The organism is Nonomuraea sp. GTA35, from assembly GCF_041950525.1.
Taxonomy (GTDB): Bacteria; Actinomycetota; Actinomycetes; order Streptosporangiales; family Streptosporangiaceae; genus Nonomuraea.
The window spans coordinates 370,753-395,177 of record NZ_JBGNUV010000001.1 but is presented as its reverse complement, the minus strand read 5'-3'; the positions used below and the strand labels follow the sequence as shown (position 1 = coordinate 395,177).

Genomic DNA, 24,425 nt, shown 5'->3' with positions numbered 1-24,425 from the left:
GTCCCTTGACCGTTTCCATGGGTTGACCGGGGCAAGGGGGTGTGCTGTCATGTGCCTGTCGATGTGGATCTCTGCCGCGGTCGGGGGGACCTTTCGCGAATCACCAGGTCGATCGACGTGGCGGCACGCATTCTCGCCTTGGGGGCTTTGACCGATGCCCAGGAAGATCGCGCTGTGGGATGACTACGACGAGGTGGCCTTCCAGGTCGTGATCAACGCCCGCGGGCGGCAGTCCACCTGGCCGGTGACCGCTCCGCTGCCGCCCGGCTGGACCGCGAAGGACTTCACGGGGTCGCGGCGCGCGTGCCTGGAGGAGATCGGCGCCAGGTGGCAGGACCCGCCGCTCGACGACGGGTGGCAGGGCGGCTCGGGCGGCGGCAGGGCGACGGGCGCCAGCGCGCTGCGCGGGCCCTTGCGCGCGGTGCCTGACACGTCCGTCACCGCGCTGATCAGGGCGCAGGACCTGCCGCGCGACCGGCTGGCGGCGCGGTGCGGCACCGTGCGGGTGACGCGGGGAGAGCTGCTGGACGCCGCCGCCGCGTGGGCGCGCGTCCTGGTGGAGGCCGGGTGCGTGCCGGAGGCGCCGGTCGCGGTGCTCCTGCCGCGCGGGGTCGAGGCGCTGGTCGCGATCCTGGCCGTGCTGGAGGCGGGCGGCGCGTACGTCCCGCTCTCGTGCGACGACCCGCCGCGGCTCCTCCAGGCGATCCTGGCCGACTGCGGCGCCGCCGTCACCGTCACCACCGACGAGCTGGCGGAGCGGGTACGCGGGCACGGCGGCACCGTGCTGACGCTGTCGGCCCTGAGGAAGCGGGCCGGCTCCGCCACGGCGACGCCGCACGGGGCGTCGGCCGGGAGCCTCGCCTACGTCCTCTACCCCTCCGGCGCGGCCGGCGAGCCGAGGGGCGTCGAGGGCACGCACCGGCAGCTCGTCAACTACGCCCTCTGGTGCCGTACGGCCTTCGCCCACCACCCGGGCGAGGTCACCTTCCTCAGCACCTCGCTGTTCCTCCTCGGCTCCCTGACCACGATCTTCACCCCGCTGCTGGCCGGCTGGCCCATCGTCATCGCCCCGGACGGCGCGACGGCCGACGCGCTGCTGGAGCTGTCGGGCACGGCAGCGGGCGGGCTGCTCGACCTGACGCCCGCGCACGTGCGCCTGATGGCGGCACGCGGCGTCCCGGGCGGCGGCCTGGCCCGGCAGCTCATGGTGGGCAGCGAGCCGCTGGCCTTCGGCCCCGAGCTGCGCGAGTGGATGCGGGCCGACCCCGAGCGCGTGGTGGTCAACCACTACGGGCCGGCCGGGACGCACGGCTGCTTCTGCCACTGGCTGACGGGCGGCGAGGAGCTGGGCAGCAACGTTCCGGTCGGCAGGCCGATCGACAACGTCGAGGCCTACATCGTGGACCGTGACTGCGCGCTCGTCGGCGTGGGCGAGGTGGGCGAGCTGCTCGTCGGCGGGCCGTCGATCGGGCGCGGCTACCGCGGCAGGCCGCGGCTGACCGCCGAGCGCTGGATCCCGCACCCGTGGGGCGACGGGGCCGTGCTGCTGCGGACCGGCGACCTGGCGCGACTGGAGCCCGACGGTGTCGTGACCGTGCTGGGCCGCGCCGGCCGGCAGGGGTAGCTGCGCGCACTTGTCGGCGCCATGGGCCAGGGGGCCTCAATTTCCTTTGACCAATGAATCAATTGAATGTAGACATGACTCCATGGAAAATGAGGCAAGGCGCCCGTACCGCATGGGGGCGCGCGCCGCGGCCGTGGAGGTGACCCGCGCCCGCGTGCTGGAGGCGGCGGCGGGGCTGTGGACGCGCCGGTGGTACGACGACGTCACGCTGCAGGACATCGCCGACGAGGCCGGCGTGTCGGTGCAGACGATCGTCAACCACTTCGGCGGCAAGGAAGGGGTCGCCGACGCCGCCGCCGAAGTGGCGGCGGCTCAGGCGGAGCTCGCCCGCCAGGCGCCGGCCGGTGACGTCGAGGCCATCGTGGGCGTGCTCTTCGAGGAGTACGAGCGTCAGGGCGACGCGAACGTGTTGTGGACCGCGCAGATCGACCGGGTCCCGGCGATCGCCCGCGCCGCGGCCCACGCCCGCGGCCAGCACCGGGCGTGGCTGGAGCGCGTCTTCGCCGACCGCCTGCCGGCTTCCGGGCCCGCCCGCGAGCATGCGCTGAACCTGCACTACGCCGCCACGGACGTGTACCTGTGGAAGCTGTGGCGACGCGACCTGGGCCTGTCCCGCGAGGACGCCGAGCGTGCCATGCGTGACCTGGTGACCTCGATCGACCCGCGAAGGGGGCACGATGCCTAGGACGTTCCTGTTCGCCACCTGGAACGGCGGCGGAGCCGTGCCGCCCGTCCTGTCGGTCGCCCGCGCCCTGCGCGAGCGCGGCCACAGCGTCCGGGTGCTGGCCGACAGCTCGCTGCACGCGGAGGTCACCGCCCTGGGCCTGGAACCGGTCGCCTGGACCACCGCGCCCCAGGGCGACCCCGCCGATCCGGCCAAGGACGTCATCAGGGATTTCGAGGCCCGCACGCCGATCGGCGCGTTCGCGCGGCTGCGGGACCGCATCGTCTGCGGTCCCGCGGCCGACTACGCCAGGGACACGGCGGCCGAGCTGCGCGCCCGCCCCGCCGACGTGCTGGTCGCCGAGTTCATGCTGCTCGGCGCGCTCATCGCCGGTGAGGGGGCCGGCATCCCCGTGGCCTCGTTGGCCACCACCATCTACACCTTCCCCACTCCCGGGGCGCCGCCGCCCGGCCTGGGCCTCAGCCCCGCGTCGGGAGCGCTGGGGCGCCTGCGCGACCGGTTACTGACCCGGATGATGCTGAAGCCCTGGGACAAGGGGCTCCCGCCGCTGAACGCCGCCCGCGCCGCGCACGGCCTGCCGCCGGTGGGCTCGGTGGTCGACGCGTTCGCCCAGGTCGACCGGCTGCTCGTGCTGTCCCCGCGCGCGCTGGACCACCCGAGCCGCAGGTTCCCCGGCTACGTGCGGCACGTCGGGCCGCGGCTGGACGATCCGGCCTGGGCCGAGGAGCTGAAACTGCCGGAAGGCGACGCGCCGCTGGTGCTGGCCGGCATGAGCTCGTCGTTCATGAAGCAGCACCGGCAACTCGAGCGCATCGCCGAGGCCCTCGGCACCCTGCCGGTGCGCGGGCTGCTGACCACCGGCCCGGCCGTGGACCCCGCGACGGTCCGCGCGCCGGGCAACGTCCTGGTCACCGCCGCCGCCCCGCACACCGCGGCGCTGCGCCACGCCGCCGTGACGATCACGCACGCCGGACACGGGACGGCCGTCAAGTCCCTGGCCGCCGCCGTGCCCCTGGTCTGCATGCCCCAGGGCCGGGACCAGCCCGAGGTGGCCCGGCACGTCGAGCTCGCCGGCGCCGGGATCACGGTGGGCAAGAACGCCTCGGCCCGCACGATCGCCCGTGCGGTCGAACGGATCCTCCGGGAGCCCTCCTACCAGCGTGAAGCGCGGCGGATGGCCGCCGAGATCGCCGCCGAGACGGCCACCGACCGGGCCGTGGCCGAGCTGGAAGCCCTCGCGGAACGGACCACCGGCGGTCGGTAGCCCGCGGCTCAGCCCGTGACCAGCGTGAGCCCGTAGGCGGACAGCGCCTCCCCCACCGGCTGGAAGTAGGTGGACCCGCCGGTGGCGCAGTTGCCCGTGCCGCCGGACGTGATGCCCTGCGCCTGGTCGCCGGAGAGGAACGGCGCGCCCCACGTGCCGGGCTCCGCGCACACGCTGGTGCGTACCAGGCCGGTGACGGTGCCGTCGGGGTAGGTGACGGTGACGTTGCGCTGCTGGACAGTGCCGCAGTGCCAGCCGGTGACCGGGCTCGCCAGGCAGACGGGCGAGCCGACGGCGGCGGGCGCCGAGCCGCGCACGGGGCGTTCGCCGCCTTGGGCGGCCACGGTGCCGCGCGGTGTCCAGCCGGGGTGGAGCGACACCCAGGCGTAGTCGTCGCCCGGGTAGGAGGATGCCTCGAAGACGCCGATCGGCGTGCCGCCGTAACCGGTCAGGGCGATGTCGCCCCGCTCACCGCAGCGCCCGGCGGTGAGGAACCCGCCGGTGGTGCCGCGCCGCACGGTGAACGCGACGGTGCAGCGTCCCTTGCCCTGCACCACGAAGGTGTCGCCGCCGCGGATGTCGCCGTACGCGGGGGGCGAGGGGTCGGCCCGCACGGCGGCGGGCGGCGTGCCGAGGACGAGGGCGGCGGTCAGGGCGAGCGCGGCGGCAGGACGGACGAACCTCATGAGAACCTCCCGCGACCACCGTAACCGCCCAGGGGCCGTCGCCGCCCCTACTACTTGAGCCGGGGGCACGGCGATATGACCGTACGGGCGACGACCTCGGAACGTTACGTTAGGTACATGACCGCTCACGATTGCGGCTCGGCGGCGGCGCGTGCGGCGATGTTCGGCGCGCTGATCTCCGCGAGCCACACGTCCACGCTGGAGCAGATCCCGGGCCTGGTGGCCGAGCAGGCCGCCCGGGTGGGGCTGTCCGACGTGGTGATCTATCTGGCGGATCTGCAGCAGGAGGTGCTGTCGCCGCTGATCTCCAGGCCGGCACCGGCCGGGGCGCGCGAGAGCGGGGAGATCTGCATCGAGGGGACGGTGGCCGGCCGCGCGTTCCAGCACGGCCGGATCCTGCCGGTCTCGGTACGCGACCCGCGCCAGTGGTGGGTGCCGCTGGTGGACGGCACCGACCGGCTCGGCGTCCTGCGGATCGGCGCCCCGGAAGCCGACGCCGAGACCCTGCGGGACATGGAGCGCCTGGCCGGGCTGGTGGCCCTGCTCGTGGTCTCCAAGCGGCCCCTCAGCGACACCTACGCCAGGCTGGTGCGGCGCAGGCGGATGAGCGTGTCGGCGGAGATGGAGTGGCGGCTCATGCCGCAGCGGACGTTCGCCACCGACCGGTTCGTGATCAGCGCGGTGATGGAGCCCGCGTACGACGTCAGCGGCGACGTGTACGACTACGCCCTCGAGGGCAGTATCGCCCATCTGGCCATCTTCGACGCGATGGGGCACGACACGGCCGCCGGGCTGACCGCCAACCTCGCCCTGACGACCCTGCGCAACAGCCGCCACGAGGGCGAGGGGCTGGTCCGGGCGGCGAAGAGGATCGACGAGGCGCTCATGGGGCAGTTCGGCGGCGAACGGTTCGCCACCGGCATCCTGGCCACGCTGGACATCCCCAACGGCGAGCTGGCCTGGGTCAGCTGCGGCCACCACCCGCCCGTGATCGTCCGCAGGCGCGCCACCATCGAGCTCGACTGCGACCCCGCGCCGCCGGCGGGCACGGGCCTGCACCTGCCGGTGACGGCGTGTCACACCCAGCTCCAGCCCGGGGACCGGCTCCTGCTCTACACCGACGGCATCACCGAGGCGCGCAACCGCCACGGCGAGGAGTTCGGCATGGAGCGGTTCGCCGACTTCCTCATCCGGCACCAGGCGGACGAGCTGCCGGTGCCCGAGACGTTGCGGCGGCTGATCCACCATCACCTCGACTACCACGAGCGCCGGCTCCACGACGACGCCACCGTCCTGCTCGTCGAATGGCCCGGCACCCCCTACACCAGGAAGGAGGCCGAAGCCCTGACCGGCGTGCCCGAGGGGTCCGGCACCCCGTTCCCCGGCTCCTGAACCGGCAGCGTCACTGCTGCCGCCCGGCCGGCGGGGTGAGCGAGGGCGGACGGCGTCACTGCTGCCGCCCGGCCGGCGGGGTGAAGCGGCCGCGGGCGACGAGCTCCACCGTGACCACGGTCGCGACGGCCTCGGCGGCCAGCAGCGCCACCAGCACCACGAGCTGCACGACGCCCGCCTCGATCGGGCTGGCCCCGCCGAGCAGCACCCCCACGAACGCCCCGGGCAGCGTGACCAGCCCCACGGTCCTCGTCTGGTCCAGGGCCGGCACCAGCGCCCCCGCGGCGGACGGCCGGCAGATCTCCATGGCCGCGTCCCGTGGCATGAACCCCAGCGCCAGGGCCGCCTCCACCTCTCCCCTGCGCTGCCGCAGCTCCTCCACGGCACGCCGGCCCGCGAGCGCGGTGGCGGTCAGGCAGCCGCCCAGCAGGATCCCCGCGATCGGGATGATCACGATCCCGGACACGGGCGTCACGCCGCTGCCGGCCAGGATCGCCAGCACGGGGGCGGTGCCCGCCGCGATCGGCAGGCCCGCCCACCACCATCCAGGTCCGCCGCCGGTGATGCGCCGGCCCGCGGTGAAGGCGGCGACGCCGTACATGAGCAGGATGAAGCCCGTCACCGCCGCGGAGTACGCGACGACCCAGGCGATCACCAGGGACACGACGCCGAGCTGCAGCGCGGCCCGCAGGCACGCCGTCACCACGGCCCTGCCGTGCCCCAGCCGCCCCAGCCATGCCACCGCGCCGCCCAGCGCGGTCAGCAGGAGGACGATCACGGGCAGCAGCGGGGTGACGGCGATCATGGACGAGGAGGACGAAGACACGGCAGCAGTCTGGCGGAATGCCCCGGGGCCACGCGGCCCCGGGGCCCGCTAGCCGATCATCCGCAGGCGGACGGGGCCGAACAGGCCGGTGGTGCGCTGGCCGGGGAAGACGAAGTGGGTGGGGCTGACCTCGTCCAGGTAGGGGGCCAGGGTGCCGAGGACGAGGATCTCGACGAGGTTGTCACCGTCGTCCAGCTCGACGTCGAACACGTACGGGGAGCAGACGCGCACGCCGCAGTGCCGGCCGTTGACGCTCACCTCGGCGCTGCCCCTGACCCGGCCCAGGTCGAGCAGGCTCGCCCCGGCGGCGGCGGTCACCGTGGTCCGGTAGCGCACGCCGCCGCTGTACCCGGCCAGCCCCTGCTCCTCCCAGTCGCCCAGCCGCATCCGGCCGGGCCCACAGGTGAACCGGACGGGCCCGGCGAGGGCCGCGCCGCCCTGCGCGCCGGGCGTGGTGTGCACGACGAGCTCGACCGGCGCGGTGCGCGGCGTGGACCCGACCGGCGCCGTGCGCGCCGCGGGCTCGACGAGCGCGGGCTCGACGAGCGCGGGCTCGGCCGGCGCGGGCTCGGCCGGCGCCGCGGGTTCGGCCGGCCACCGCAGGTCGTACCGGGCCAGGGCGTTCACCTCGACGCCGGTCGCTCCGGGTGGCGGGTCGAGCAGGAACCGCTCGGTGCGCGGGCGGGCGCCGGGGACCGCGAACCCGGCGGGCAGGGCGACGGGGCCGCCGTCCAGCCAGCCCGCCTCCGGCAGCGGATGCGGGCGGGGCAGCAGCCACAGGGCAGCGGGGTCCCCGTGCTGGCGCCGCCGTACGCGGGGCGCCGGCGACCAGCCGGGACCGGAGACCACCAGGCCGTCCACCAGGACCCAGCCGCCGGACTCGACGCGTACGGTGTTGGGCCCCTCGCGCAGGAGGTGGGTGACGTCGTAGCGGCGCACGCGCGGGATGTCCGCCTCCGCGTACGGATCGAAACCGCCCTGCCTGCCCGCTTCGACACCGTTCACCAGCACCCGGCAGAACGCGGTGGACGCCACCTGCAGCAACGCGGGCCGTCCCGCCTCACGCGGGTGAACGCCCGGCCGGGCGCTCTCGCTCACGTGGACGACCGTCTCCAGCGGCGTGCCCGCGATCCATTCCGGGCGGATCGCGTCGGCCGGGTCTGCCACCAGGCACGCGTACGCCCGCAGGTCGAGCTCCTCGTCCGGCACCAGCAGCAGCTCCAGCAGGTGCTCGCCGGCCGGGAGGGGCGAGCGCGCGACGGCGCAGTAGCCGCGGTCGTCGAGCGGTTGTTCCGCCCCGCCGATCCAGAGCGTCTTGGCCGCGCCCGCGCCAAGGGCGAGCCAGGCGCCGCCCGGCGGGACGGTGATCACCGTGCGGAAGCGGGCCTCCGCCCCCGCCGCGACCCGCCCGAACGCCAGGAACTCGACCGGCACCCGCCCCTTGGGCCCGAGCGTCTCCCGGTGCACGGCGTCCTTGCGCAGCCCGCGCGAGGCCGACCAGACGGAAGGCGTCCACGGCCCGTCGCCGGCCCGCTGCTCGCCGCGCGGCCCGAACGTCACGTCCACCGGTTCCCCGTCCGGTGTCCGCAACGTCCAGCACTCGACGCCCCCGCCACCGGTCCCGAAGTCGGACCAGGTGTCGTCCAGGGTGGGGACCAGCTCGACGTCCCACGCGTCGCCGAGGTCCCGCTCCACCGGGTACGCGGGCCGCGGCGCGGGCTCGGCCTCGGTTCCGTCGAACACCACCAGCGCGGCGGGCCCGTCGTCGAACGGCACGATCACCCGTACGGCGTCGCCCTCCCGGGTGTGCGGCAGCGGCACGGGGTCGCCACCGGCGAAGGGGCGCAGCAGCAGCGGCGTGCCGGTGACGCCTCTCACGGTGACCGGCATCTCGCGGGCGTACCGGGAGGGCTCGAAGTCGATGACCGCGTCCAGCCAGCCCAGGTCCACGCCGCGCTCCTCGGGCCGGCCGACGCGGATGCGGCTGGCCATGGGGAAGGCCGCGGGCAGGAACACCAGCGTGGTCTCGCCGACCTCCCGCACCAGCGCGGGCACGGGCGCCTCGACCCGCCGCTCCAGCCCCTCCAGCGCCTCCCCCACCCGATCGGCGGAGGCCACGAAGCGGCCACCCCACGCGGCAACGACCGCGCCCAGCCCCGGCGCACCGGAACCGGACGACGCATCCACGCCCGGCACCGGAGCGCTGGACGACGCCGCCGCGCCCGGAGCCGGCGCACCGGACGACACATCCGCACCCAACGCCGGAACGCCGGACGACACATCCGCGCCCGGTTCCGGCGCGCCGACCGCGACGAGCAGCCCGCCGTGCCCGGCGAACTCCGCGAGCCGGGCGGCGACGTCCTCGTCCAGGGTCGTGACGGCGGGCAGGATGATCGCCCGGTAGGCCTCGGTGGCGACCGTCAGCCGCCCGTCCTTGACGACCGCGCGCCGCACCGAGTCCTCGTCGATGACGTCCGCGTCGAGCCCGAGCCGGTCCAGCACCCCGGGCGAGGTGTCGAACCAGGCCATGTCGCCCACAAGCTCCCGGTACACCTCCTGGGCGCGCACCGCCGCCGCATCGGCCGCCCCGTCCGGCCCGACGCCGGCCTGGGCGGTGGCGGTGGGCAGGAGGACGGCCACGTCGCAGGCGTGCCGGCCGAGCGACAGCGCCGCGCACAGCCGCGTGACCGCAGCGGCGAAGATCTGGTAGTGCCGCCAGTACGGCTGCCGCCAGTCGGTGGACGGCGGCGCCCACTCCCACCAGCCGCGCTTGGTCGTGTAGTAGACCGCGTGCGGGTTGTAGAGGGTGGCCCCGGCCCGCAGCCACGGCAGCAGCCAGTCGAACGTCTCCTCCAGCGTGCCGCCCCACCCGCTGGAGTGGAACGCCTCGATCCAGGTGCGCGGGCGCCCGTATAGGTGGGCGAGGGAGGAGTGCAGGCGGGCGTCACCGTGGTGGTCGGAGCCGGGCGCGCCGAACCAGCGGTGCGTACGCGGGTAGTCGGCGTACAGCCGCACCCCGTCCACGGGATGCCCGCCACGGGCCGGATCCTGCTGGTCGCAGCCGTGCACCAGCCCGTGGCGTTCGTGCCACTCGGCCAGCGGCCGGAAGAACGCCTCCTCGGCCAGCTCGGCCCGGGTGAGCTGGTACGCCCGCCGGTCCTCCGGCGAGTACGGCCGTCCCCTGCGGGCCAGGTGCTCCTCGGCGAAGCGGGCGGACCAGGTGGGCAGCGTCGGCAGCTCGTCCTGGAACGACCCGGCGATCACCTTGCCGAACCAGTGCCCGGCCCGCCGTTCGAACTCGCCGTGCACGCGGTCCAGCAGCACCGCGCACGCCTCGCGGGACAGGTAGTCAAAGCCCCGGGTGGTGACGGTCCCGTCAGGGGACAGCCACTGCCCGGCGAACTCCGGCCGCTCCTGCACCAGCCGCGCCTGCAGGTCGGCGCCGGAGAAGCCGAGCTGGTCGTAGAACCACAGGTACGCGCCCAGCTCGTACGCGTCGGCGCACACCCCGTCCAGCAGCTCCCACCACGCCTCGGACAGGAAGGGCGGGTCGTCGGCGCCGGCCCCGAACATCGGCCCGGAGGGGGCGAGGTTGAGGATGACCAGGTTGTGCACTCCTCCGGCGACCAGCCGCTCCATCTGCCAGCGCAGCCGGTCGCGGCGCAGCGGCTCGCCGCTCCACCACCAGATGGCGGCCGGGGAGAACGTCCGCGGCGGCACGCGGAAGACGTCGAAGATCTCGCTCATCCCTTGAGTCCGCTCGCGAAGCCCTTGATGACGTAGCGCTGCAGCACCAGGAACACCAGCACGATGGGCAGCGCGCCGAGCACGAGCCCGGCGAAGACCAGGCCGTGCTGCGAGACGTACTGGCCGACGTAGGCGAACACGCTGACCGGGACCGTCTCGTAGCCGGACCCGCCGAGGTAGACCAGCGGCGTGAAGAAGTCGTTCCAGATGAAGACGGCGTTGAGGATCAGCACGGTGCCGGTGATGGGCCGCAGCAGCGGGAAGACCACGCGGGTGAACGCCGTCAGGTGCGAGGCGCCGTCGATCTGGGCGGCGCTGGCGTACTCGCGGGGCAGCGCCCGGATGAAGCCGGTGTAGAGGAAGACGGTGAACGGGAGCTGGATGCCGGTGTAGAAGAGGATCATCCCGGCGTGGGTGCCGATCAGGCCCAGGTCGTTGACCAGCTCGTACAGGGGGATCATGCCGAGCTGGAAGGGCAGCACGATGCCCAGCAGGAACAGCACGTACAGGCCGTAGCCGAGGCGGGTCTGGACGCGGGCCAGGAAGTAGGCGGCGAACGAGCCGAGCGCGATGAGCGCCACCAGGCTGGCCGCGGTGATCACCGTGCTGTTGACCAGCGAGGGGCCGAGCGCCGCCGCCGACCAGGCGCTGGCGAAGTTGTCGAAGGTGGGCGGGTCCGGCGGGGCGAGCGGCGAGCGCGCTATCTGCCCGGGGTCCTTGAGCGCGAGCGAGATCAGCGTGTAGACGGGGAACAGGAACGCCACCGCCACCGCGATCATGACGATCTCGAGCACGAACGTCCTTCTCACACCGCCACCTCCCGGCTGCGCAGGTAGTAGACCTGGACGAGGGACACCGCGGCCACGAACAGCGCCAGCACCAGGGCGACGGCGGTGCTGTAGCCGAACTTGCCGAAGACGAACGCCTGCTTGTACAGCACCGTGGACAGCGTCTCGGTGGCGTATCCGGGGCCGCCGTTGGTGGCGGCGAAGACCTGGTCGAACAGCTTCAGTCCGCCGATCGTGGAGAGCATCAGGTTGATCGTCAGGGCGGGGGCCAGCAGCGGCCAGGTGACGTAGCGGAAGCGCTGCCCGGTGCCCGCGCCGTCGATCATGGCGGCCTCGTGCAGCTCGCGCGGCACGCCTTCGAGCCCGGCCAGGAAGATGACCATGGAGTAGCCGGCGTTCTGCCACACGACCATGCCGGCGATCGACCACAGCGCGATCGACGGGTCGCCGAGCCAGTCCACCTCCAGGCCCAGCAGCCCGTTGAGGCCGGCCGACGGGTCGGGGTTGTAGATGTACTTCCACAGGAAGGCCACCATGACGGGGCTGACGACGACGGGCGCGAAGAAGACGACGCGCAGCACGGCGCGGCTCCTGAGCTTGACGTGCACGCCGAGCGCGAGCAGCAGGCCGACGCCGTTCTGCACCACCACGATGGCCACGGTGAGCAGCAGCGTGTTGCCGATCGAGCCCATGGCCTGCTCGTCGCCCAGCAGGGTGCGGAAGTTCTCCAGGCCGACGAACGACATGTCGCGGCCGATGCCGCTCCAGTCGGTGAAGGCGTAGATCACGCCGGCCACGGCCGGGTACAGCACGATCAGCGCGTACACGGCCAGGGCGGGCGCGGCGAACAGCCAGGAGGGGGAGGCCGCGGAGAAGCGCCGCCGCCGGACGGGCGCGGGCCGGGCTCGGCCCGCGGTTACGGGAGTCACTTGCGGTATGCCTCGTCCATCTTCTTCAGCGCCTCGTCGATCGTGGAGTCGCCGGCCAGCAGCTCCTGGACGACCGCGAAGTGCACGGGCTGGACCTCGGCGTTCGGCCAGCGCTGGTCCATGAACGGCACGGCGCGGTCCTTGGTGAAGGGCAGGAACGCCTGGACGGCCGGGTCGATCGTCGAGCCGGCGTCCTGGGTGAGCGGGATGGCGGCGATGGCCTTGGCCCAGGCGTTGAGGTTCTCCTGGCGGCCGAGGAAGTCGATGAACGCCTTGGCCTGCTCGACGTTGCGGCCCTTGGCCGACGCGCCGAGCCCGACGACGACACCGGCCGGGATCCACACCTGGGCGGCGTCGTCGGCGCCGGGCAGGGGGAACATCGACAGGTCGTCGGGCGAGGAGGCGGCCTTGCGGAAGTCGGGCAGGACGGCGGAGACCTGGATGGCCATGGCCGCCTTGCCGGTGGCCACCATGGAGGTCTGCTGCTCGAACGTGGTGCCGTTCGGCTTGTCGTTGAAGTAGCCGCGTTTCTGCAGCTCCAGGTACATTTCCATGGCCTGGCGCCAGCCGGAGTCGGCGAAGGTGGCCTGTCCGGCGAGCTGCTTGTCGTCGAAGGTGGGGTCCTTGGCGTACACGGTGGAGGGCACCAGCGCGTACGTGATGAGCTGGGTGACCCACGGCGTCTGGGCGCCCAGCGCGATCGGCGTCACCCCGGCCTTCTTCAGCTTGTCGCACACCGCGAGGAACTCGCTCCACGTGGTGGGCGGCGCGTCGATCCCGGCCTGCTGGAAGACCTTCTTGTTGTAGACGGCGCCGATGACGGACGAGCCGGCCGAGAACAGGTAGGTCTTGCCGTCGAGCTGGAAGGCGGGCTTGAACCCGGCGGGGATCGTCTGCGTCCAGGACTGCGCCGACAGGTCGGTCAGCAGCCCGGCCTGGGCGATCTGGGTCATCGACATCGCGCTGCCGTTGCCGGGGTAGACGACGTGCAGGTCGGGGGCGTTGCCGGCGCCGAGCTGGGTGCGCAGGGAGGTCTGCACCTGGTCGGTGGGCGCGTAGGACGCGGTGATGCGGACGGTGGGCGTGGCCTTGGCGTAGGCGGCGGCCAGCTCGTCCATCGGCGTCTTCTGGTCGGCCACGCCGATGAACTTGAGCTCGGTGGTGGCCCCGCCGCCGCCGGTGGAGGCGGTGGTCTCCGGTCTGGTGGAGCAGGCCGTGGTGGCGAGGGTGGCCGCGGCCAGACCGCCCATCATGCGCAGGAACTGGCCGCGGCTGACCCTGGCGTGGTGCAGCAGGTCGGTCATGTCGCTGTCTCCTCGGTCGTGCGAAGTGCTGAGATCCCCCGAGAGCGCCCGGCGATCACGGGGCCGGGCGGCAATGCGAACGTTTTAATGATTGTTAAATTAACAGTCAATCGTGTTAAAACTAGCGGTGGGTGGAGGGTACGAGTCGCCCGAGCGGGGTGTCAAGGGTAGGATGCGCAGCCGTCCGAACAGGGTGGAGACATTGGTGAATTCGCGTCAGCACACCTCCAGCAGGTCCACGCGATGGCAGGGCATGGCCGAGCACATCGTGCGCCAGGGCTCCGCCTCCGTGACCGAGCTCGCCGAGAGCTTCGGCGTGAGCCTGATGACCGTCCACCGCGACCTCGACGAGCTGGAGCGCCAGGGCATGGTGCGCAAGGTCAGGGGCGGTGCGACCGCCCAGGCCAGCAACGTCTGGGAGAGCAACATCGCCTACCGGCTCAAGGCCCACACGGCGGAGAAGGACGCGATCGCCAGGGTCGTGGCCGGCCTGATCGAGCCGGGCAGCTCGGTGATGCTCGACGACTCGACGACGGCCCTGGCGGTCGCCCGCCACCTGGGCGAGCTGGCCCCGCTGACCGTCGTGACGAACTTCCTGGAGGCGATCAGGCTGCTGGCCGCCGAGCGCGACATCCGTCTCATCGCGCTGGGCGGTGAATATCACGCCACCCATGACTCGTTCCTCGGGCTCGGCTGCGTGGACGCGGTCGAGGCGATGAACGTCGACCTGGTGGTGGTGTCGACCTCGGCGGTCACCGAGCAGTACGCCTACCACCAGGAGCAGGAGATCGTGCTGGTCAAGCGGGCGATGCTGCGTTCGGGATCCCGGCGGGTGCTGGCCGTGGACGGCTCCAAGCTGGCCCGCGTGGCGCTGCACCGGGTGGCGCCGCTGGACGACTTCGACGTGGTGGTGGTGGACGCCAACGCCCCCGCAGAGCTCCTCCAGCGGCTGCGCGACCACCACGGGGACGTCCGGGTGGCAGAGATGTAACGCCCAGATGCGTTATTTGTAACTTGTATCTTGTTAAGAGCGTGCCTGCTTGCTAGAAAGTGAGGGCTTCGTCCCCCAGCTTAGGAAGCAGCATGCCGCACCCTTCACGCCGGGGCTTCCTCGGTTTAGGCAGCGCCGCCTTCGCCCTGGCCTTCACGACCGACCTGGCCGATCCGTGGACCGCGCCGGCCGCGGCCAGGACGGCCGACTACCCCTTCCAGCTCGGCGTCGCCTCCGGTGACCCGCTCCCCGACCGGGTGATCCTCTGGACGCGCCTGGCCCCCAAGCCGCTGGAGCCGCTCGGCGGGCTGCCGTTCAACAGGATCCGGGTCGACTGGGAGGTCGCCGAGGACGAGGGCTTCACGCGCCGCGTCCGCTCCGGCTCGGCCTGGGCCACGCCCGAGTACGGCCACTCGGTGCACGTGGACGCCAAGGGCCTGCGCCCCGGCCGCGAGTACTTCTACCGTTTCCGCTCCGGGGGCGAGCTCAGCCCCGTCGGGCGCACCAAGACGGCGCCGGCGCCGCGCAGCAGCCCGGAGGCGCTGCGCCTGGCGTTCGCGTCGTGCGCCTCCTGGCAGGACGGCTACTACACCGCCTACCGCCACCTCGCCGACGAGAACCCCGACGTGGTCTTCCACCTGGGCGACTACATCTACGAGTACGGCATCGTGCCGATGGGCGGCAACCGCAACACCCCGGTCCCCGAACAGTTCCGGGTGCAGTGCGACACCCTCGACCGCTACCGCGTGCAGTACGGCCTCTACAAGAGCGATCCCGACCTGCAGGCCGCACACCAGCGCGCGCCGTGGATCGTCACCTGGGACGACCACGAGGTGCTCGACAACTGGGCCGGCCGCTTCGGCCCCGGCGGGGAGGTGACCGAGCAGGACTACCTGGTGATCCGCGCCAACGCCTTCCGCGCCTTCTGGGAGAACATGCCGGTCCGCGTCCCGTCGATGGAGGGCCCCGACGCGCGCATCTACCGCCGGTTCACCTTCGGCGACCTGGCCGAGTTCAACGTGCTCGACACCCGGCAGTACCGCGACGACCAGGTCTGCGGCGACGGCCAGCAGGTGGACTGCGCCGACCGGCTGGACCCGGCGCGGCAGATGCTCGGCGCCGAGCAGGAGGCGTGGCTGCTCGACGGCCTCGGCGCCTCCCGCGCCAAGTGGAACGTGCTGGCCCAGCAGATCGCCATGATGCAGCTCGACTACGACCCCGGCCCGGCGCAGCGGCTCAGCATGGACCTGTGGGACGGCTACAAGTCCGCCAAGGACCGCCTGCTCACCGGCATGGTCGAGCGCCAGGTGAGCAACCCCGTGGTGCTGACCGGCGACATCCACTACAACCTCGCCGGCGACCTCAGGACGAACTTCGACGACCCCGCCTCCCCCGCCGTCGGCGTCGAGTTCGTCTGCACCTCGATCAGCAGCGGCGGCAACGGCAATCCCAGCACGGGCGTGCCGCCGGGCGGCTCCGACCCGGTCAACCCGCACCTGCGCTTCTCCAGCTACCAGCGCGGCTACGTCTCCTGCGAGGTCACCCGCGGCCAGTGGCGCTCGGACTTCAAGGTCGTCCCGTACGTGGACCGTCCCGGCGCTCCCGTCTCCACCCGCGCCAGCCTGGTCGCCCTCGACGGCGCGCCCGGCCTCCAGGTGCTCTAGGAAGGAGCCGATCATGCGTGTACTCGCCGCCGCCCTGGCCGTCGCCGCCACCGTGACCACCACAGCGGGCGCCTACGACCCCGAGCCGCCCCCGCAGACGGCGTCGGTCAAGGTCGAGCCGGGCGTCTCCAAGGGCACCGGCAGGCTCACCCCGGTCGCCGGCGCGGACAAGCTCGTCGCGCCGCTCGGGGTGGACCCGGCCTGCCCCGCCAAGCTCAGGATCGGCATGCGCAGCGACGCCCGCAAGGCCGCGTACGCCACGATGCGGGTGGAGCTGGACCCGCCGCTGACGGCCTCCCGCCCGATGCTGACCAGCTACCTCCCGCCCGGCTACCAGGTCGGCGCGAACCTGCTGGTCGCCGTCCCGCCCGGCACCCCGCAGGGCACGTACGGCCTGCGCCTGCGCACGCCGGACCGCACGCTGGAGGTGCCGGTCGAGGTGGTGCCCGTGGACGGCCTCGACAACGGCGGCAACCTCGCGCTGCGCCGTCCCGTCACCGCCTCCTCCCAGCACGTCAACGCCAACTACCCGCCGTGCAGCGTCGCCGACGGCGACCGCTCCTCCAACGGCTGGGCCGGCGGCAACGGCTGGAACGACGCGACCGCCAGGGCCTGGCCCGACACGCTGGCCATCGCGCTGGGCGGAGCGCGGCAGGTCTCCCGCGTGGACCTCTACACGCTGGACACCGAGCGTTATCCCGCCTCCAGGTACGGGCTGCGCGACTGGGACGTGCAGGCGCAGGTGGGCGGGCAGTGGCAGACGGTCGCGCAGGTGCGCGGCAACACCGCGGGAACGGCCCGCTCGGACTTCGCCCCGGTCACCGCGGACGCCGTCCGCATCGTCGCGCTGGCCTCGAACGGCGCGAACGACTACACGCGCGTCATCGAGGTCGAAGTGCGCTGAAACTGATGAGGAGAAACCCGTGAACACCTTGCCCCGCATCACCCCGCCCCGCGTCAAGGTGGGCCTGGTCGCCGGCGGGCTGGGCGCCTACTGGCCGCAGTTCCCCGACCTGCTGCCCCAGCTCCAGCGGTCCGCGGAGCGGGTCTCGGAGCGCATGCGCGGCTTCGACGCGGAGATCGTGGACGTCGGCTTCATCTCCGACGCCCGCGAGGGGGATGAGGCGGCCGAGAAGCTGCGGGCCGCCGGCTGCGACCTGATCGTCGGGTTCCTGACGACGTACATGACGGCCACCATGCTCGTCCCGATCGCCCAGCGCAGCGGCGCGCCGGTGCTGCTGATCAACCTGCAGCCCACGGAGTCGATGGACCACGCCACCTTCGACACCGGCCAGTGGCTGGCCTACTGCGGCGCCTGCCCGCTGCCCGAGATGGCCAACGCCTTCGCCCGCTGCGGCATCCCGTTCCGCTCGGTCTCCGGCTACCTGGAGGACGAGCGGGCGTGGGAGCGGATCGGCCGCTGGATCCGGGCGGCGGGCGTGCGCGCGGCGCTGCGCCACGGGCGGCACGGCCTGATGGGGCACCTCTACCCCGGCATGCTGGACGTGGCCACCGACCTGACGCTGGTCAGCGCGAACTTCGGCGGTCACGTGGAGGTGCTGGAGTTCGACGACCTGCGCGTGCGCACGGAGAAGGTCACCGACGCCGAGGCCGGCGAGCGGGTGGCGCTGGCGCGGGAGGTGTTCGAGCTGGCCGACTCGGTGAACGAGGAGGACCTGGCGTGGGCGGCCCGCGTGTCGGTGGGCCTGGACCGGCTGGTCGAGGACTTCGGGCTGGACAGCCTGGCCTACTACCACCGCGGCCTGGACGGCGAGGTGCACGAGCGCCTGGGCGCGGGCATGATCCTCGGCGCGTCCCTGCTCACGGCCCGGGGCGTGCCGGCCGCCGGGGAGTACGAGCTGCGCACGTCGCTGGCCATGCTCATCATGGACCGGCTGGGCGGCGGCGGCTCGTTCACCGAGCTGCAGGCGCTCGACTTCGCCCGCGGCCACGTGGAGATGGGTCACGACGGCCCCGCCCACCTGGCGATCAGCTCCCACCGGCCGCTGCTGCGCGGGCTGGGCGTCTACCACGGCAAGCGCGGCTGGGGCGTGTCGGTGGAGTTCGACGTCAAGCGCGGCCCGGTGACCGCGTTCGGGCTGCGCCAGGCCAGGGACGGGAGCTTCGGCTTCGTCGTGTCGGAGGGAGAGGTCGTGGCGGGGCCGCTGCTGCAGATCGGGAACACGACGTCCCGGGTGGACTTCGGCTGCGACCCCGGCGAGTGGACGGACGCGTGGAGCGCCAGCGGCATCTCCCACCACTGGGCCCTGGGCACCGGGCACCGCCTGGCCGACCTGCGGGCGGTGGCCGACCTGCTGGGGGCCGAGGTGACGCACGTCCAGCCCTAGAACCGCGGTCACCTTCCTTCCGCGCGATCCGTCAGTGAGACGACACACCGACGGAGAAACCGGAAGGAAGCCCCGATATGACCACGACGACCAGCAACCAGTCGCGCCTGCCCAACCCCGGCAAGCTCGTGCCCGAGCTCGGCCAGGTGGGCGCGGCGCTGTTCAAGGCCGCCGGCAACGGCTCGATCCCGCAGACCACGATCAGCCTCGTGCAGCTGCGCGCCGGTCAGATCGTCGCCAACACGTACCTGACCGTGCTGCACACCGGCAACCTGCGCAAGGCCGGGGAGCCGGAGGAGCGCATCACCGCCGTGGCGTCCTGGCGCGACGCGCCGTACTTCACCGGCGCGGAGCGGGCCGCGCTGGCGCTGGTGGACGCCGTCCTGACGCCGAGCACGTCCGGCGAGCGCGTCCCGGACGAGCTGTACGCCGAGGCGTCCGCGCACTACGACGACAAGGCGCTCGCCACCCTCTGCATGGCGATCGGCCAGGTCTGCTTCTTCATCCCCCTGGCCCTCATCGGCAGGCCGCTCCCCGGCGTGGCGCCCACCGAGCAGTGGCGGGACTGAACGCCCGGGTGACGCCGCGGGCCCCGTCCGGGACGAACCGGACGGGGCCCGAGCCGGACGGGACCCGCGCCGGACGGGGCTGGGCGTTCACGCCACCAGGGGCTGCTCGTCCAGCTCCGTCAGCGTCACGGTGCACAGCCCGCCGCGCTCGGCCCGCACATCGGTCACCTCCAGCTGCGTGCCGGGCGCGAGGATGAACTCCTCCTCGCCGGTGAACGCGGAGAACCTGCGGATCCCCACGGCCCTCCTCGGACGCACCTCGAACAGCGTCCGCTTGCCGCGCCGCCCGAGGAACGCCTGCGCCACGCTCAGCTTCGACGTGCACGAGGACACGCCCCACCACGTCACCGTCCGGCCGGGCGGGTACTGCGCCCGCAGGTCCAGCGACACCCCGCGCCACAGCGGCTCCGTACGGGCCGGCAGGTGCGACACGGCCGAGAACAGCAGCCGCAGGTACGGCAGGTAGGGCACGATCCGGCTGCGGTCGGGGCTGCGCAGGGTGGCGTTGATCTGGCGGTAGAAGGCCGACTCGCAGGTGTAGAGGTACAGGGCCGCGATCTCGTCGGCGGACAGGCCGGAGGTCTCGGCGGCGGGCAGGTTCTCGCCGAACCGGTACGACTGCTCCACGTGCCAGTCGAGCCCCGACAGCAGCTTGGCCACCGGGGCGACGGACTCGCGGAAGGGCATGAGCGGGCTGCCGAACACGCCGCTGATCGCCGGCAGCTCCAGGCCCTCGTCCTTGACGCCGGCGAGCCGTTCCAGGTAGAGCTTGTGCAGCTCCATCGTGGAGGCGATGAACGCGCCCATGCGGTCGGCCGTGCCGGCGTCCGCGCCGCCGTCCCGGCCGGCGTCGTTCCAGCCCTTGCTGGGCAGCCAGTCGATCCCGTCGGCGCCGAGCGCGTTCAGCGCCGCGTTCACCTGGGCGAAGTGGTCGCCGTCGCAGAAGATGTCGCCCTGCGCCGCGGGGTTGGGGTGGTCGATGTGCCGGACCTCGACCTCGGGATACTTGCGCTGGAGCCGGAGCACGACCTCCTTGAGGCTGCGCGCGTGCACGCCCCACCACGCGAACACCACGCCGCGGTCCTGCTCGCCGGCGCCCTGCTTGGCCCGCAGGATCTCCTCGACGATCCGCTCGACGACCGGCCGCCAGAACGCCGTGTGCTGGTCGGTGGCCATGGCCCTGTCGCTGCTGGCGGTGAGCGCCGCGTTCAGGAGCAGCACGCCCTGCGTGAGCATCGCCTGGAACCACTCCGGCGGCTGCACGGTGTCGTGCTGCTTCAGCAGCGCGCGGATGTCGGCGATCGGCGTCTTCTTGGGGATGCCGTGCTTCCACATCGCCGCCGCCTTGATGATGCAGCGGATCGACACGGTCTTGCCGAACTGGCTGTCGGCCCAGTCGTGGAAGGTGTTGTCGAACATCGCGATGCCGGTCGCGCTCTCGGCCCGCGGGTACGGGTTCTGGCCGAAGACGACGACCTTCCACTTGTGCGGCGGGTTGGGCTTGAGCGCCTGGAAGGTCAGCTCCCGCACGGGCACGACGTTCGGCCCGCGGTTCGCGCCGATGAACGTGGCCGCGGCCGGGTGCGCCTCGATGACCGGCTTCAGCCGCGGCAGCCAGGGCTCCCCGCCGCCGTCGAAGAGCTCGGCCAGGGCCAGCGGGTCGTCCGGGTCGGCGGGGGTGGGGGCGTTGTCGTCGCTCATGGTCGGCTTTCGGGTCGGGCACAAGATCGGATTGGGGGGAATTGTGCCGCATGTGGTCCGCGGATGCGACGTCGCCGGGGTAGCTCGTCCGGGCGTCCCGGCAAGATCCGGAATTGTCGGCGCGGCACGGTATCTTCGTGGCCTCTTGGAAGATCCGTACCACGCCCGGAGTGAGTTCATGACCGTCAAGCATGCGCAGCCGCCTCTCAAGGTCGTCCTGGTCGACGTCAACCCGAAGGTGGTGCAGGAGTGGCTGGCGGCCTTCGCCGACACCCCCGAGGTCGAGATCCACAAGGGCTCGCTCCTCGACCAGCGCGTCGACGCCTGGGTCAGCCCCACCAACGCGCGCGGCCGGATGGACGGCGGGGTCGACGCGGCCATCAAGCGCCACCTCGGGGCGGGCATCCAGCTCCGCGTCCAGCGGGCGATCCGTGATCAGTTCGGCGGGTCGCTGCCGGTGGGCAGCGCCGTGTGCGTGCCGTCGGGGGCGACCAACCCGCGGTTCCTGATCTCCACGCCGACCATGGTGCAGTCGGCGCAGGACGTCAGCGAGACGCTGAACGTGGCGATGGCGTGCGCCGCCGCGTTCCAGGCCATCCACATGCAGAACGAGCGGGAGGCGGGCAGCATCGGGTCGGTCGCGCTGGTGGGCATGGGCGCGGCGACGGGCAAGGTGCCGCCGCGGGTGTGCGCCAACCTGATGTGGACCGGCTACACGCTGTTCAACGACTACTCCTTCGGCGACTACGACGAGCTGCGCGCCACGATCCGCGAGCAGCTCGACGACATCGACGACCGCCCGCAGGAGCGCGTCCGCATCAAGCCCCCGGCCACCCGCGCCCGCGCCTGACGGCACGAGGTCGAGCTGCCGCACGACACCGGCGACGCGCGCTACCTGCTGGGCAGGCCGAACGAGTTCGGCCTGCCCAGCTCGTACGGGCCGGGCCGGTGGTGCCACCAGCCCTGGCTGGTGGCGGGGGTGGCGCCAGGAAGGTCGAGCGGGCGGCCGGCGAGCAGGTCCGCGTGCGCCCGCCGCAGGTCCCGATTCGGCTCCACGCCCAGCTCGCGGGCGATGACGGCGCGGACGCGGCCGTACCAGCGCAGCGCCTCGGCCTGGCGCCCGCACCGGTCGAGCGCGACGAGCAGGCGCAGGCTCAGGGATTCGCGCAGCGGGTGACGGGTGACCTGCTCGCCCAGCTCCGCCACCGCCTCGCCCGCGCGGCCGGCGAGGATGTCCAGCTCGGCGCGCCGTTCCAGGGCGGTGAGGTGACGCTCGGTCAGGCGGGGCGCCTGGATCTCCTCCAGCCAGCGGGAGCTCACGCCGTCGAACGGCCGGCCCCGCCACAGCGCCAGGGCATCCTGGATCAGCTCGCGCTCGCGCGGGGAGCCCCGCCCGGCGGCGGCGCGGTCCAGCGCCCGCTCGAAGCGCAGCGCGTCGACGGCGTCGGGGGCGGCGCGGAGCAGGAGCCCGTCCTGGCGGGTCTCGATCCACTCCCGCCCGAGCGCCTCGCGCAGCCGGGCCGCGTAGATCTGCAGGCAGCGGCGGCTGTAGCGGGGCTGCGCGTCCGACCAGACCGCTTCGGCCAGCCGTTTCATGGACACGGTGGCCGAGGCGGACATGGCCAGCACGACCAGCAGCGTCCGCAGCTTGCCGGTGGTCAGCGGCACCGGCCGCCCGTCCACGGCCACCTCCAGCACCCCGAGCACCCCGACCGTCAGCCCCCGGCGCACGGCAGCCTCCTGCTCCGGCGGCGGCTCGTGCCCGGCCGGTGTCGCCGGTTCCCCGGCGGGTCGCTCGCCTGGGCCGGTCATCGCGTCACCGGGCGGCCGGGGCGGGCCGTGACGAGCACGGCCGCCGCCGCGGCCAGGACGAGGGCCGCCAGGATCCCGGCGACCGCCAGCGTGAGCCCGTCCGGGCGGATCAGCGGCTGGCCGCGCAGCGCCTGCCAGAGCGTCAGGCCGGTGAAGGCGGCGTACCCGGCGGCGGCCACGAGGACGAGCCGCGTCCTGACCCGCTCCCCGCGCAGCAGGGGCACCCGCCCGGCCAGCGCCGCCAGCAGCACGGCCAGCAGCGGCAGCGCCTGCAGCGCGTGGATGCCGACGAAGTGCGCGACCCGCAGGTCACCCCCGGTGGTGCTCCAGCCCGTGACCGGCATGATCGGCCCGCCGTCCGCCACGCCCACGCTGTGCCTGCCGACGATCCCGCCGAACCCGCCCTCGCGCATCGCGGCCCGCTGCGCCTCGGTCGGCCGGGTCATCAGGAACGCCATCCCGATGCCGAACAGGGAGATGGCGGCGCCCGACCGGACCGCCCAGGTGAGCGTCCTGCCGCCGATCTCGCAGCGGATCAGGAAGACGGCGACCACGATGTTGGCGAGCCAGAGCACGGTGATCGAGGTGCCCATGACGCCCCACAGGATCCCGTCCAGCGGGGTGGCGACGTTGAAGTGGCTCTGGCGGCCCCTGATCACCTGGGCGACGATGATCGCGTACTCGATCGCCAGGGCGGCCGCGATGACCGTCGCCGGCCACCGGACGAGCCGGCGGTGCGGCAGGTGGGCCACCAGCCACGACCAGGTCACCGCGTACAGCACGATCGACACCGCGAACTTCAACGGTTTGCCCCAGATCGGCGCGCCCACCAGCACGCGGCCGTCGAGCGCGACGCCGGCGAGCGAGATCGCCACGAACGGCGCGGTGACGGCCGCGACCAGCAGCAGTGGCCGGTGCCAGGTCCCCGGTCCCGGCCAGGTGGTTCGCTCGTGCATCGTGGTCACCCCCTGGTGTCGTGGTCCGCCGAGCGCGACGGGCATGCCAGCAGCATCGGTGCCCGGCCGGGCGAGGTGGCCGGGGTGACGGGCGGCTCGTCCGTTCCGCTGGGGATCCTGTCCGTACCGCTCGGCTCCGGCCGGGCCTTACGGTGGTGCCATGGTGCAGCCGCTGATCGTCGTGGTGGCCTATGACGGCATCGAGCTCGTCGACGTCGCGTCCGTGACGTCCGCGTTCGACTATGCGAACCGGCTGGGGGCGAGCCCGGCGTACCGGGTGATGCTGGTGACCCCGCTCGGGCGGCCGGTGCGCTGCGACTCGGGGCTGGAGCTGCGCGGGCAGGGCCGTCTCGACGGCGTGGAAGGCCCGATCGACACGCTGATCGTCTCGGGCGGGCAGGGGCACGAGTCCGCCGCCGCCAACCCCCGGCTGGTCGGCCAGGTCATGAGGCTGGCCGGGCTGTCGCGGCGGGTGGCGTCGGTGTGCACCGGGGCGACCGTGCTGGCCGCCGCCGGGCTGCTCGACAACCGCCGGGCCACCACCCACTGGTACGAGGCCGCCCGGTTCGCCGCGCGTTTCCCGAAGGTGAACGTCGATCCGGCGTCGATCTTCGTCAGGGACGGCGACGTCTCGACGTCGGGCGGGGTCACGGCGGCCCTCGACCTCACCCTGTCCTTCGTCGAGGAGGACCACGGGCCCGAGATCGCCCGCCGGGTGGCCATGGGCATGGTCACGTACCTGCAGCGGCCCGGCGGGCAGACGCAGCTCAGCCTGTTCACCAACCTGCCGCGCTCCGACCAGGCCGTGGTGCGGCGGGTCATCGACCACGTCATCGGCAACCTGGACGGCGATCTCGGCGTGGGCCGGCTGGCCGCGCTGGCAGGGGTGAGCGAGCGGCACCTCAACAGGCTGTTCGCCGAGCACGTCGGCAGGACCCCGTCGCGGCTGGTCCGCGACATGCGCATGGAGGTGGCCTCGCACCTGCTGACCAGGACGAGCGAGCCGCTCGCCGCCATCGCGCGCCGCTGCGGCTTCGCCTCCGCCGAGACCTTCCGCCAGGCGTTCGTGGCCTGGGCCGGCGTCCCGCCGTCGCGGTTCCGCGCGGCCGAACGATGAAAGCGCGTGCGGCTCCCGGGCC

At 73.2% G+C, this 24,425-nt stretch carries 20 protein-coding genes; 11 read left to right on the top strand and 9 right to left on the bottom strand.

Annotated features, from left to right (window positions below; all coding sequences use genetic code 11):
- The first annotated feature begins 154 nt into the window (after positions 1–154).
- From ACBJ32_RS01720 to ACBJ32_RS01710, 3 genes are all read left to right on the top strand, one after another.
- Positions 155–1,624 (top strand): AMP-binding protein, encoded by a 1,470-nt coding sequence (locus tag ACBJ32_RS01720; RefSeq protein ID WP_375125068.1) that lies wholly within the window; start codon positions 155–157, stop codon positions 1,622–1,624.
- 82 nt (positions 1,625–1,706) lie between these two features.
- The gene (locus ACBJ32_RS01715; protein ID WP_375125067.1) at positions 1,707–2,309 is read left to right on the top strand and encodes a TetR/AcrR family transcriptional regulator; all 603 of its coding nucleotides are present in this window, start codon (positions 1,707–1,709) and stop codon (positions 2,307–2,309) included.
- The gene (locus ACBJ32_RS01710; RefSeq protein WP_375125066.1) at positions 2,302–3,573 is read left to right on the top strand and encodes a glycosyltransferase; all 1,272 of its coding nucleotides are present in this window, start codon (positions 2,302–2,304) and stop codon (positions 3,571–3,573) included. The genes ACBJ32_RS01715 and ACBJ32_RS01710 overlap by 8 nt, the downstream gene beginning before the upstream one ends.
- Positions 3,574–3,581: 8 nt before the next feature.
- On the opposite strand, the gene ACBJ32_RS01705 is transcribed toward ACBJ32_RS01710, so the two are convergent.
- Positions 3,582–4,259 (bottom strand): S1 family peptidase, encoded by a 678-nt coding sequence (locus tag ACBJ32_RS01705; protein ID WP_375125065.1) that lies wholly within the window; start codon positions 4,257–4,259, stop codon positions 3,582–3,584.
- A 117-nt stretch (positions 4,260–4,376) separates the two neighbouring features.
- On the opposite strand from ACBJ32_RS01705, the gene ACBJ32_RS01700 reads away from it, so the two are divergent.
- Complete coding sequence (locus ACBJ32_RS01700; RefSeq protein WP_375125064.1) at positions 4,377–5,651, top strand: PP2C family protein-serine/threonine phosphatase; 1,275 nt, start codon at positions 4,377–4,379, stop codon at positions 5,649–5,651.
- 55 nt (positions 5,652–5,706) lie between these two features.
- On the opposite strand, the gene ACBJ32_RS01695 is transcribed toward ACBJ32_RS01700, so the two are convergent.
- From ACBJ32_RS01695 to ACBJ32_RS01675, 5 genes are read right to left on the bottom strand one after another with little or no spacing between them, the layout of a single operon-like run.
- Positions 5,707–6,477, bottom strand: a complete 771-nt coding sequence (locus ACBJ32_RS01695; RefSeq protein ID WP_375125063.1) for an ABC transporter permease — start codon at positions 6,475–6,477, stop codon at positions 5,707–5,709.
- A gap of 48 nt (positions 6,478–6,525) precedes the next feature.
- Positions 6,526–10,224, bottom strand: a complete 3,699-nt coding sequence (locus tag ACBJ32_RS01690) for a hypothetical protein (protein ID WP_375125062.1) — start codon at positions 10,222–10,224, stop codon at positions 6,526–6,528.
- Positions 10,221–11,033, bottom strand: coding sequence for a carbohydrate ABC transporter permease (locus ACBJ32_RS01685; protein ID WP_357883958.1), 813 nt, complete (start codon positions 11,031–11,033; stop codon positions 10,221–10,223). Before ACBJ32_RS01685 ends, ACBJ32_RS01690 begins: the two co-directional genes overlap by 4 nt.
- Positions 11,030–11,941, bottom strand: coding sequence for a carbohydrate ABC transporter permease (locus ACBJ32_RS01680; protein ID WP_375125061.1), 912 nt, complete (start codon positions 11,939–11,941; stop codon positions 11,030–11,032). Before ACBJ32_RS01680 ends, ACBJ32_RS01685 begins: the two co-directional genes overlap by 4 nt.
- Positions 11,938–13,245 carry an extracellular solute-binding protein gene (locus ACBJ32_RS01675; RefSeq protein ID WP_375125060.1) on the bottom strand — a complete coding sequence of 436 codons (1,308 nt, stop codon included), beginning with the start codon at positions 13,243–13,245 and terminating at the stop codon, positions 11,938–11,940. The genes ACBJ32_RS01680 and ACBJ32_RS01675 overlap by 4 nt, the downstream gene beginning before the upstream one ends.
- Before the next feature lie 205 nt (positions 13,246–13,450).
- Between ACBJ32_RS01675 and ACBJ32_RS01670 the strand changes: the two genes are divergently transcribed.
- The 5 genes from ACBJ32_RS01670 (at position 13,451) to ACBJ32_RS01650 (ending at position 18,817) form a co-directional block, all read left to right on the top strand.
- Positions 13,451–14,236, top strand: coding sequence for a DeoR/GlpR family DNA-binding transcription regulator (locus tag ACBJ32_RS01670; protein WP_375125059.1), 786 nt, complete (start codon positions 13,451–13,453; stop codon positions 14,234–14,236).
- A 92-nt stretch (positions 14,237–14,328) separates the two neighbouring features.
- Positions 14,329–15,900, top strand: coding sequence for an alkaline phosphatase D family protein (locus ACBJ32_RS01665; protein WP_357883970.1), 1,572 nt, complete (start codon positions 14,329–14,331; stop codon positions 15,898–15,900).
- Positions 15,901–15,913: 13 nt separating this feature from the next.
- Positions 15,914–16,804 carry a discoidin domain-containing protein gene (locus tag ACBJ32_RS01660; protein ID WP_375125058.1) on the top strand — a complete coding sequence of 297 codons (891 nt, stop codon included), beginning with the start codon at positions 15,914–15,916 and terminating at the stop codon, positions 16,802–16,804.
- A gap of 19 nt (positions 16,805–16,823) precedes the next feature.
- Positions 16,824–18,248: an L-fucose/L-arabinose isomerase family protein gene (locus ACBJ32_RS01655; RefSeq protein ID WP_357883974.1), complete on the top strand. Its 1,425-nt coding sequence runs from the start codon at positions 16,824–16,826 to the stop codon at positions 18,246–18,248.
- A 77-nt stretch (positions 18,249–18,325) separates the two neighbouring features.
- Positions 18,326–18,817, top strand: a complete 492-nt coding sequence (locus tag ACBJ32_RS01650) for a carboxymuconolactone decarboxylase family protein (protein WP_357883976.1) — start codon at positions 18,326–18,328, stop codon at positions 18,815–18,817.
- A gap of 87 nt (positions 18,818–18,904) precedes the next feature.
- Here the strand turns inward: ACBJ32_RS01650 and ACBJ32_RS01645 are convergent, their stop codons facing one another.
- Positions 18,905–20,518: an ADP-ribosyltransferase domain-containing protein gene (locus ACBJ32_RS01645; RefSeq protein WP_375125057.1), complete on the bottom strand. Its 1,614-nt coding sequence runs from the start codon at positions 20,516–20,518 to the stop codon at positions 18,905–18,907.
- A gap of 178 nt (positions 20,519–20,696) precedes the next feature.
- On the opposite strand from ACBJ32_RS01645, the gene ACBJ32_RS01640 reads away from it, so the two are divergent.
- Positions 20,697–21,368: a macro domain-containing protein gene (locus ACBJ32_RS01640; RefSeq protein ID WP_357883980.1), complete on the top strand. Its 672-nt coding sequence runs from the start codon at positions 20,697–20,699 to the stop codon at positions 21,366–21,368.
- 41 nt (positions 21,369–21,409) lie between these two features.
- On the opposite strand, the gene ACBJ32_RS01635 is transcribed toward ACBJ32_RS01640, so the two are convergent.
- Entirely contained in the window at positions 21,410–22,249 is an 840-nt protein-coding gene (locus ACBJ32_RS01635; protein WP_375125056.1) for a BTAD domain-containing putative transcriptional regulator, read from the bottom strand.
- A 77-nt stretch (positions 22,250–22,326) separates the two neighbouring features.
- On the bottom strand, positions 22,327–23,286 hold the full coding sequence (locus ACBJ32_RS01630; protein ID WP_375125055.1) for a hypothetical protein: 960 nt from the start codon (positions 23,284–23,286) through the stop codon (positions 22,327–22,329).
- Positions 23,287–23,446: 160 nt separating this feature from the next.
- Between ACBJ32_RS01630 and ACBJ32_RS01625 the strand changes: the two genes are divergently transcribed.
- Positions 23,447–24,403 carry a GlxA family transcriptional regulator gene (locus ACBJ32_RS01625; RefSeq protein ID WP_375125054.1) on the top strand — a complete coding sequence of 319 codons (957 nt, stop codon included), beginning with the start codon at positions 23,447–23,449 and terminating at the stop codon, positions 24,401–24,403.
- The last annotated feature ends 22 nt before the right edge of the window (positions 24,404–24,425 follow it).

Excerpts from the sequence above, each read along its gene's own strand:
- ACBJ32_RS01710 (WP_375125066.1), top strand. The coding sequence starts at position 2,302 with ATGCCTAGGACGTTCCTGTTCGCCACCTGGAACGGCGGCGGAGCCGTG.
- ACBJ32_RS01720 (WP_375125068.1), top strand. The coding sequence starts at position 155 with ATGCCCAGGAAGATCGCGCTGTGGGATGACTACGACGAGGTGGCCTTC.
- ACBJ32_RS01700 (WP_375125064.1), top strand. The coding sequence starts at position 4,377 with ATGACCGCTCACGATTGCGGCTCGGCGGCGGCGCGTGCGGCGATGTTC.
- ACBJ32_RS01625 (WP_375125054.1), top strand. The coding sequence starts at position 23,447 with ATGGTGCAGCCGCTGATCGTCGTGGTGGCCTATGACGGCATCGAGCTC.
- ACBJ32_RS01630 (WP_375125055.1), bottom strand. The coding sequence starts at position 23,286 with ATGCACGAGCGAACCACCTGGCCGGGACCGGGGACCTGGCACCGGCCA.
- ACBJ32_RS01715 (WP_375125067.1), top strand. The coding sequence starts at position 1,707 with ATGGAAAATGAGGCAAGGCGCCCGTACCGCATGGGGGCGCGCGCCGCG.
- ACBJ32_RS01645 (WP_375125057.1), bottom strand. The coding sequence starts at position 20,518 with ATGAGCGACGACAACGCCCCCACCCCCGCCGACCCGGACGACCCGCTG.
- ACBJ32_RS01705 (WP_375125065.1), bottom strand. The coding sequence starts at position 4,259 with ATGAGGTTCGTCCGTCCTGCCGCCGCGCTCGCCCTGACCGCCGCCCTC.
- ACBJ32_RS01650 (WP_357883976.1), top strand. The coding sequence starts at position 18,326 with ATGACCACGACGACCAGCAACCAGTCGCGCCTGCCCAACCCCGGCAAG.
- ACBJ32_RS01675 (WP_375125060.1), bottom strand. The coding sequence starts at position 13,245 with ATGACCGACCTGCTGCACCACGCCAGGGTCAGCCGCGGCCAGTTCCTG.
- ACBJ32_RS01660 (WP_375125058.1), top strand. The coding sequence starts at position 15,914 with ATGCGTGTACTCGCCGCCGCCCTGGCCGTCGCCGCCACCGTGACCACC.
- ACBJ32_RS01690 (WP_375125062.1), bottom strand. The coding sequence starts at position 10,224 with ATGAGCGAGATCTTCGACGTCTTCCGCGTGCCGCCGCGGACGTTCTCC.
- ACBJ32_RS01665 (WP_357883970.1), top strand. The coding sequence starts at position 14,329 with ATGCCGCACCCTTCACGCCGGGGCTTCCTCGGTTTAGGCAGCGCCGCC.
- ACBJ32_RS01640 (WP_357883980.1), top strand. The coding sequence starts at position 20,697 with ATGACCGTCAAGCATGCGCAGCCGCCTCTCAAGGTCGTCCTGGTCGAC.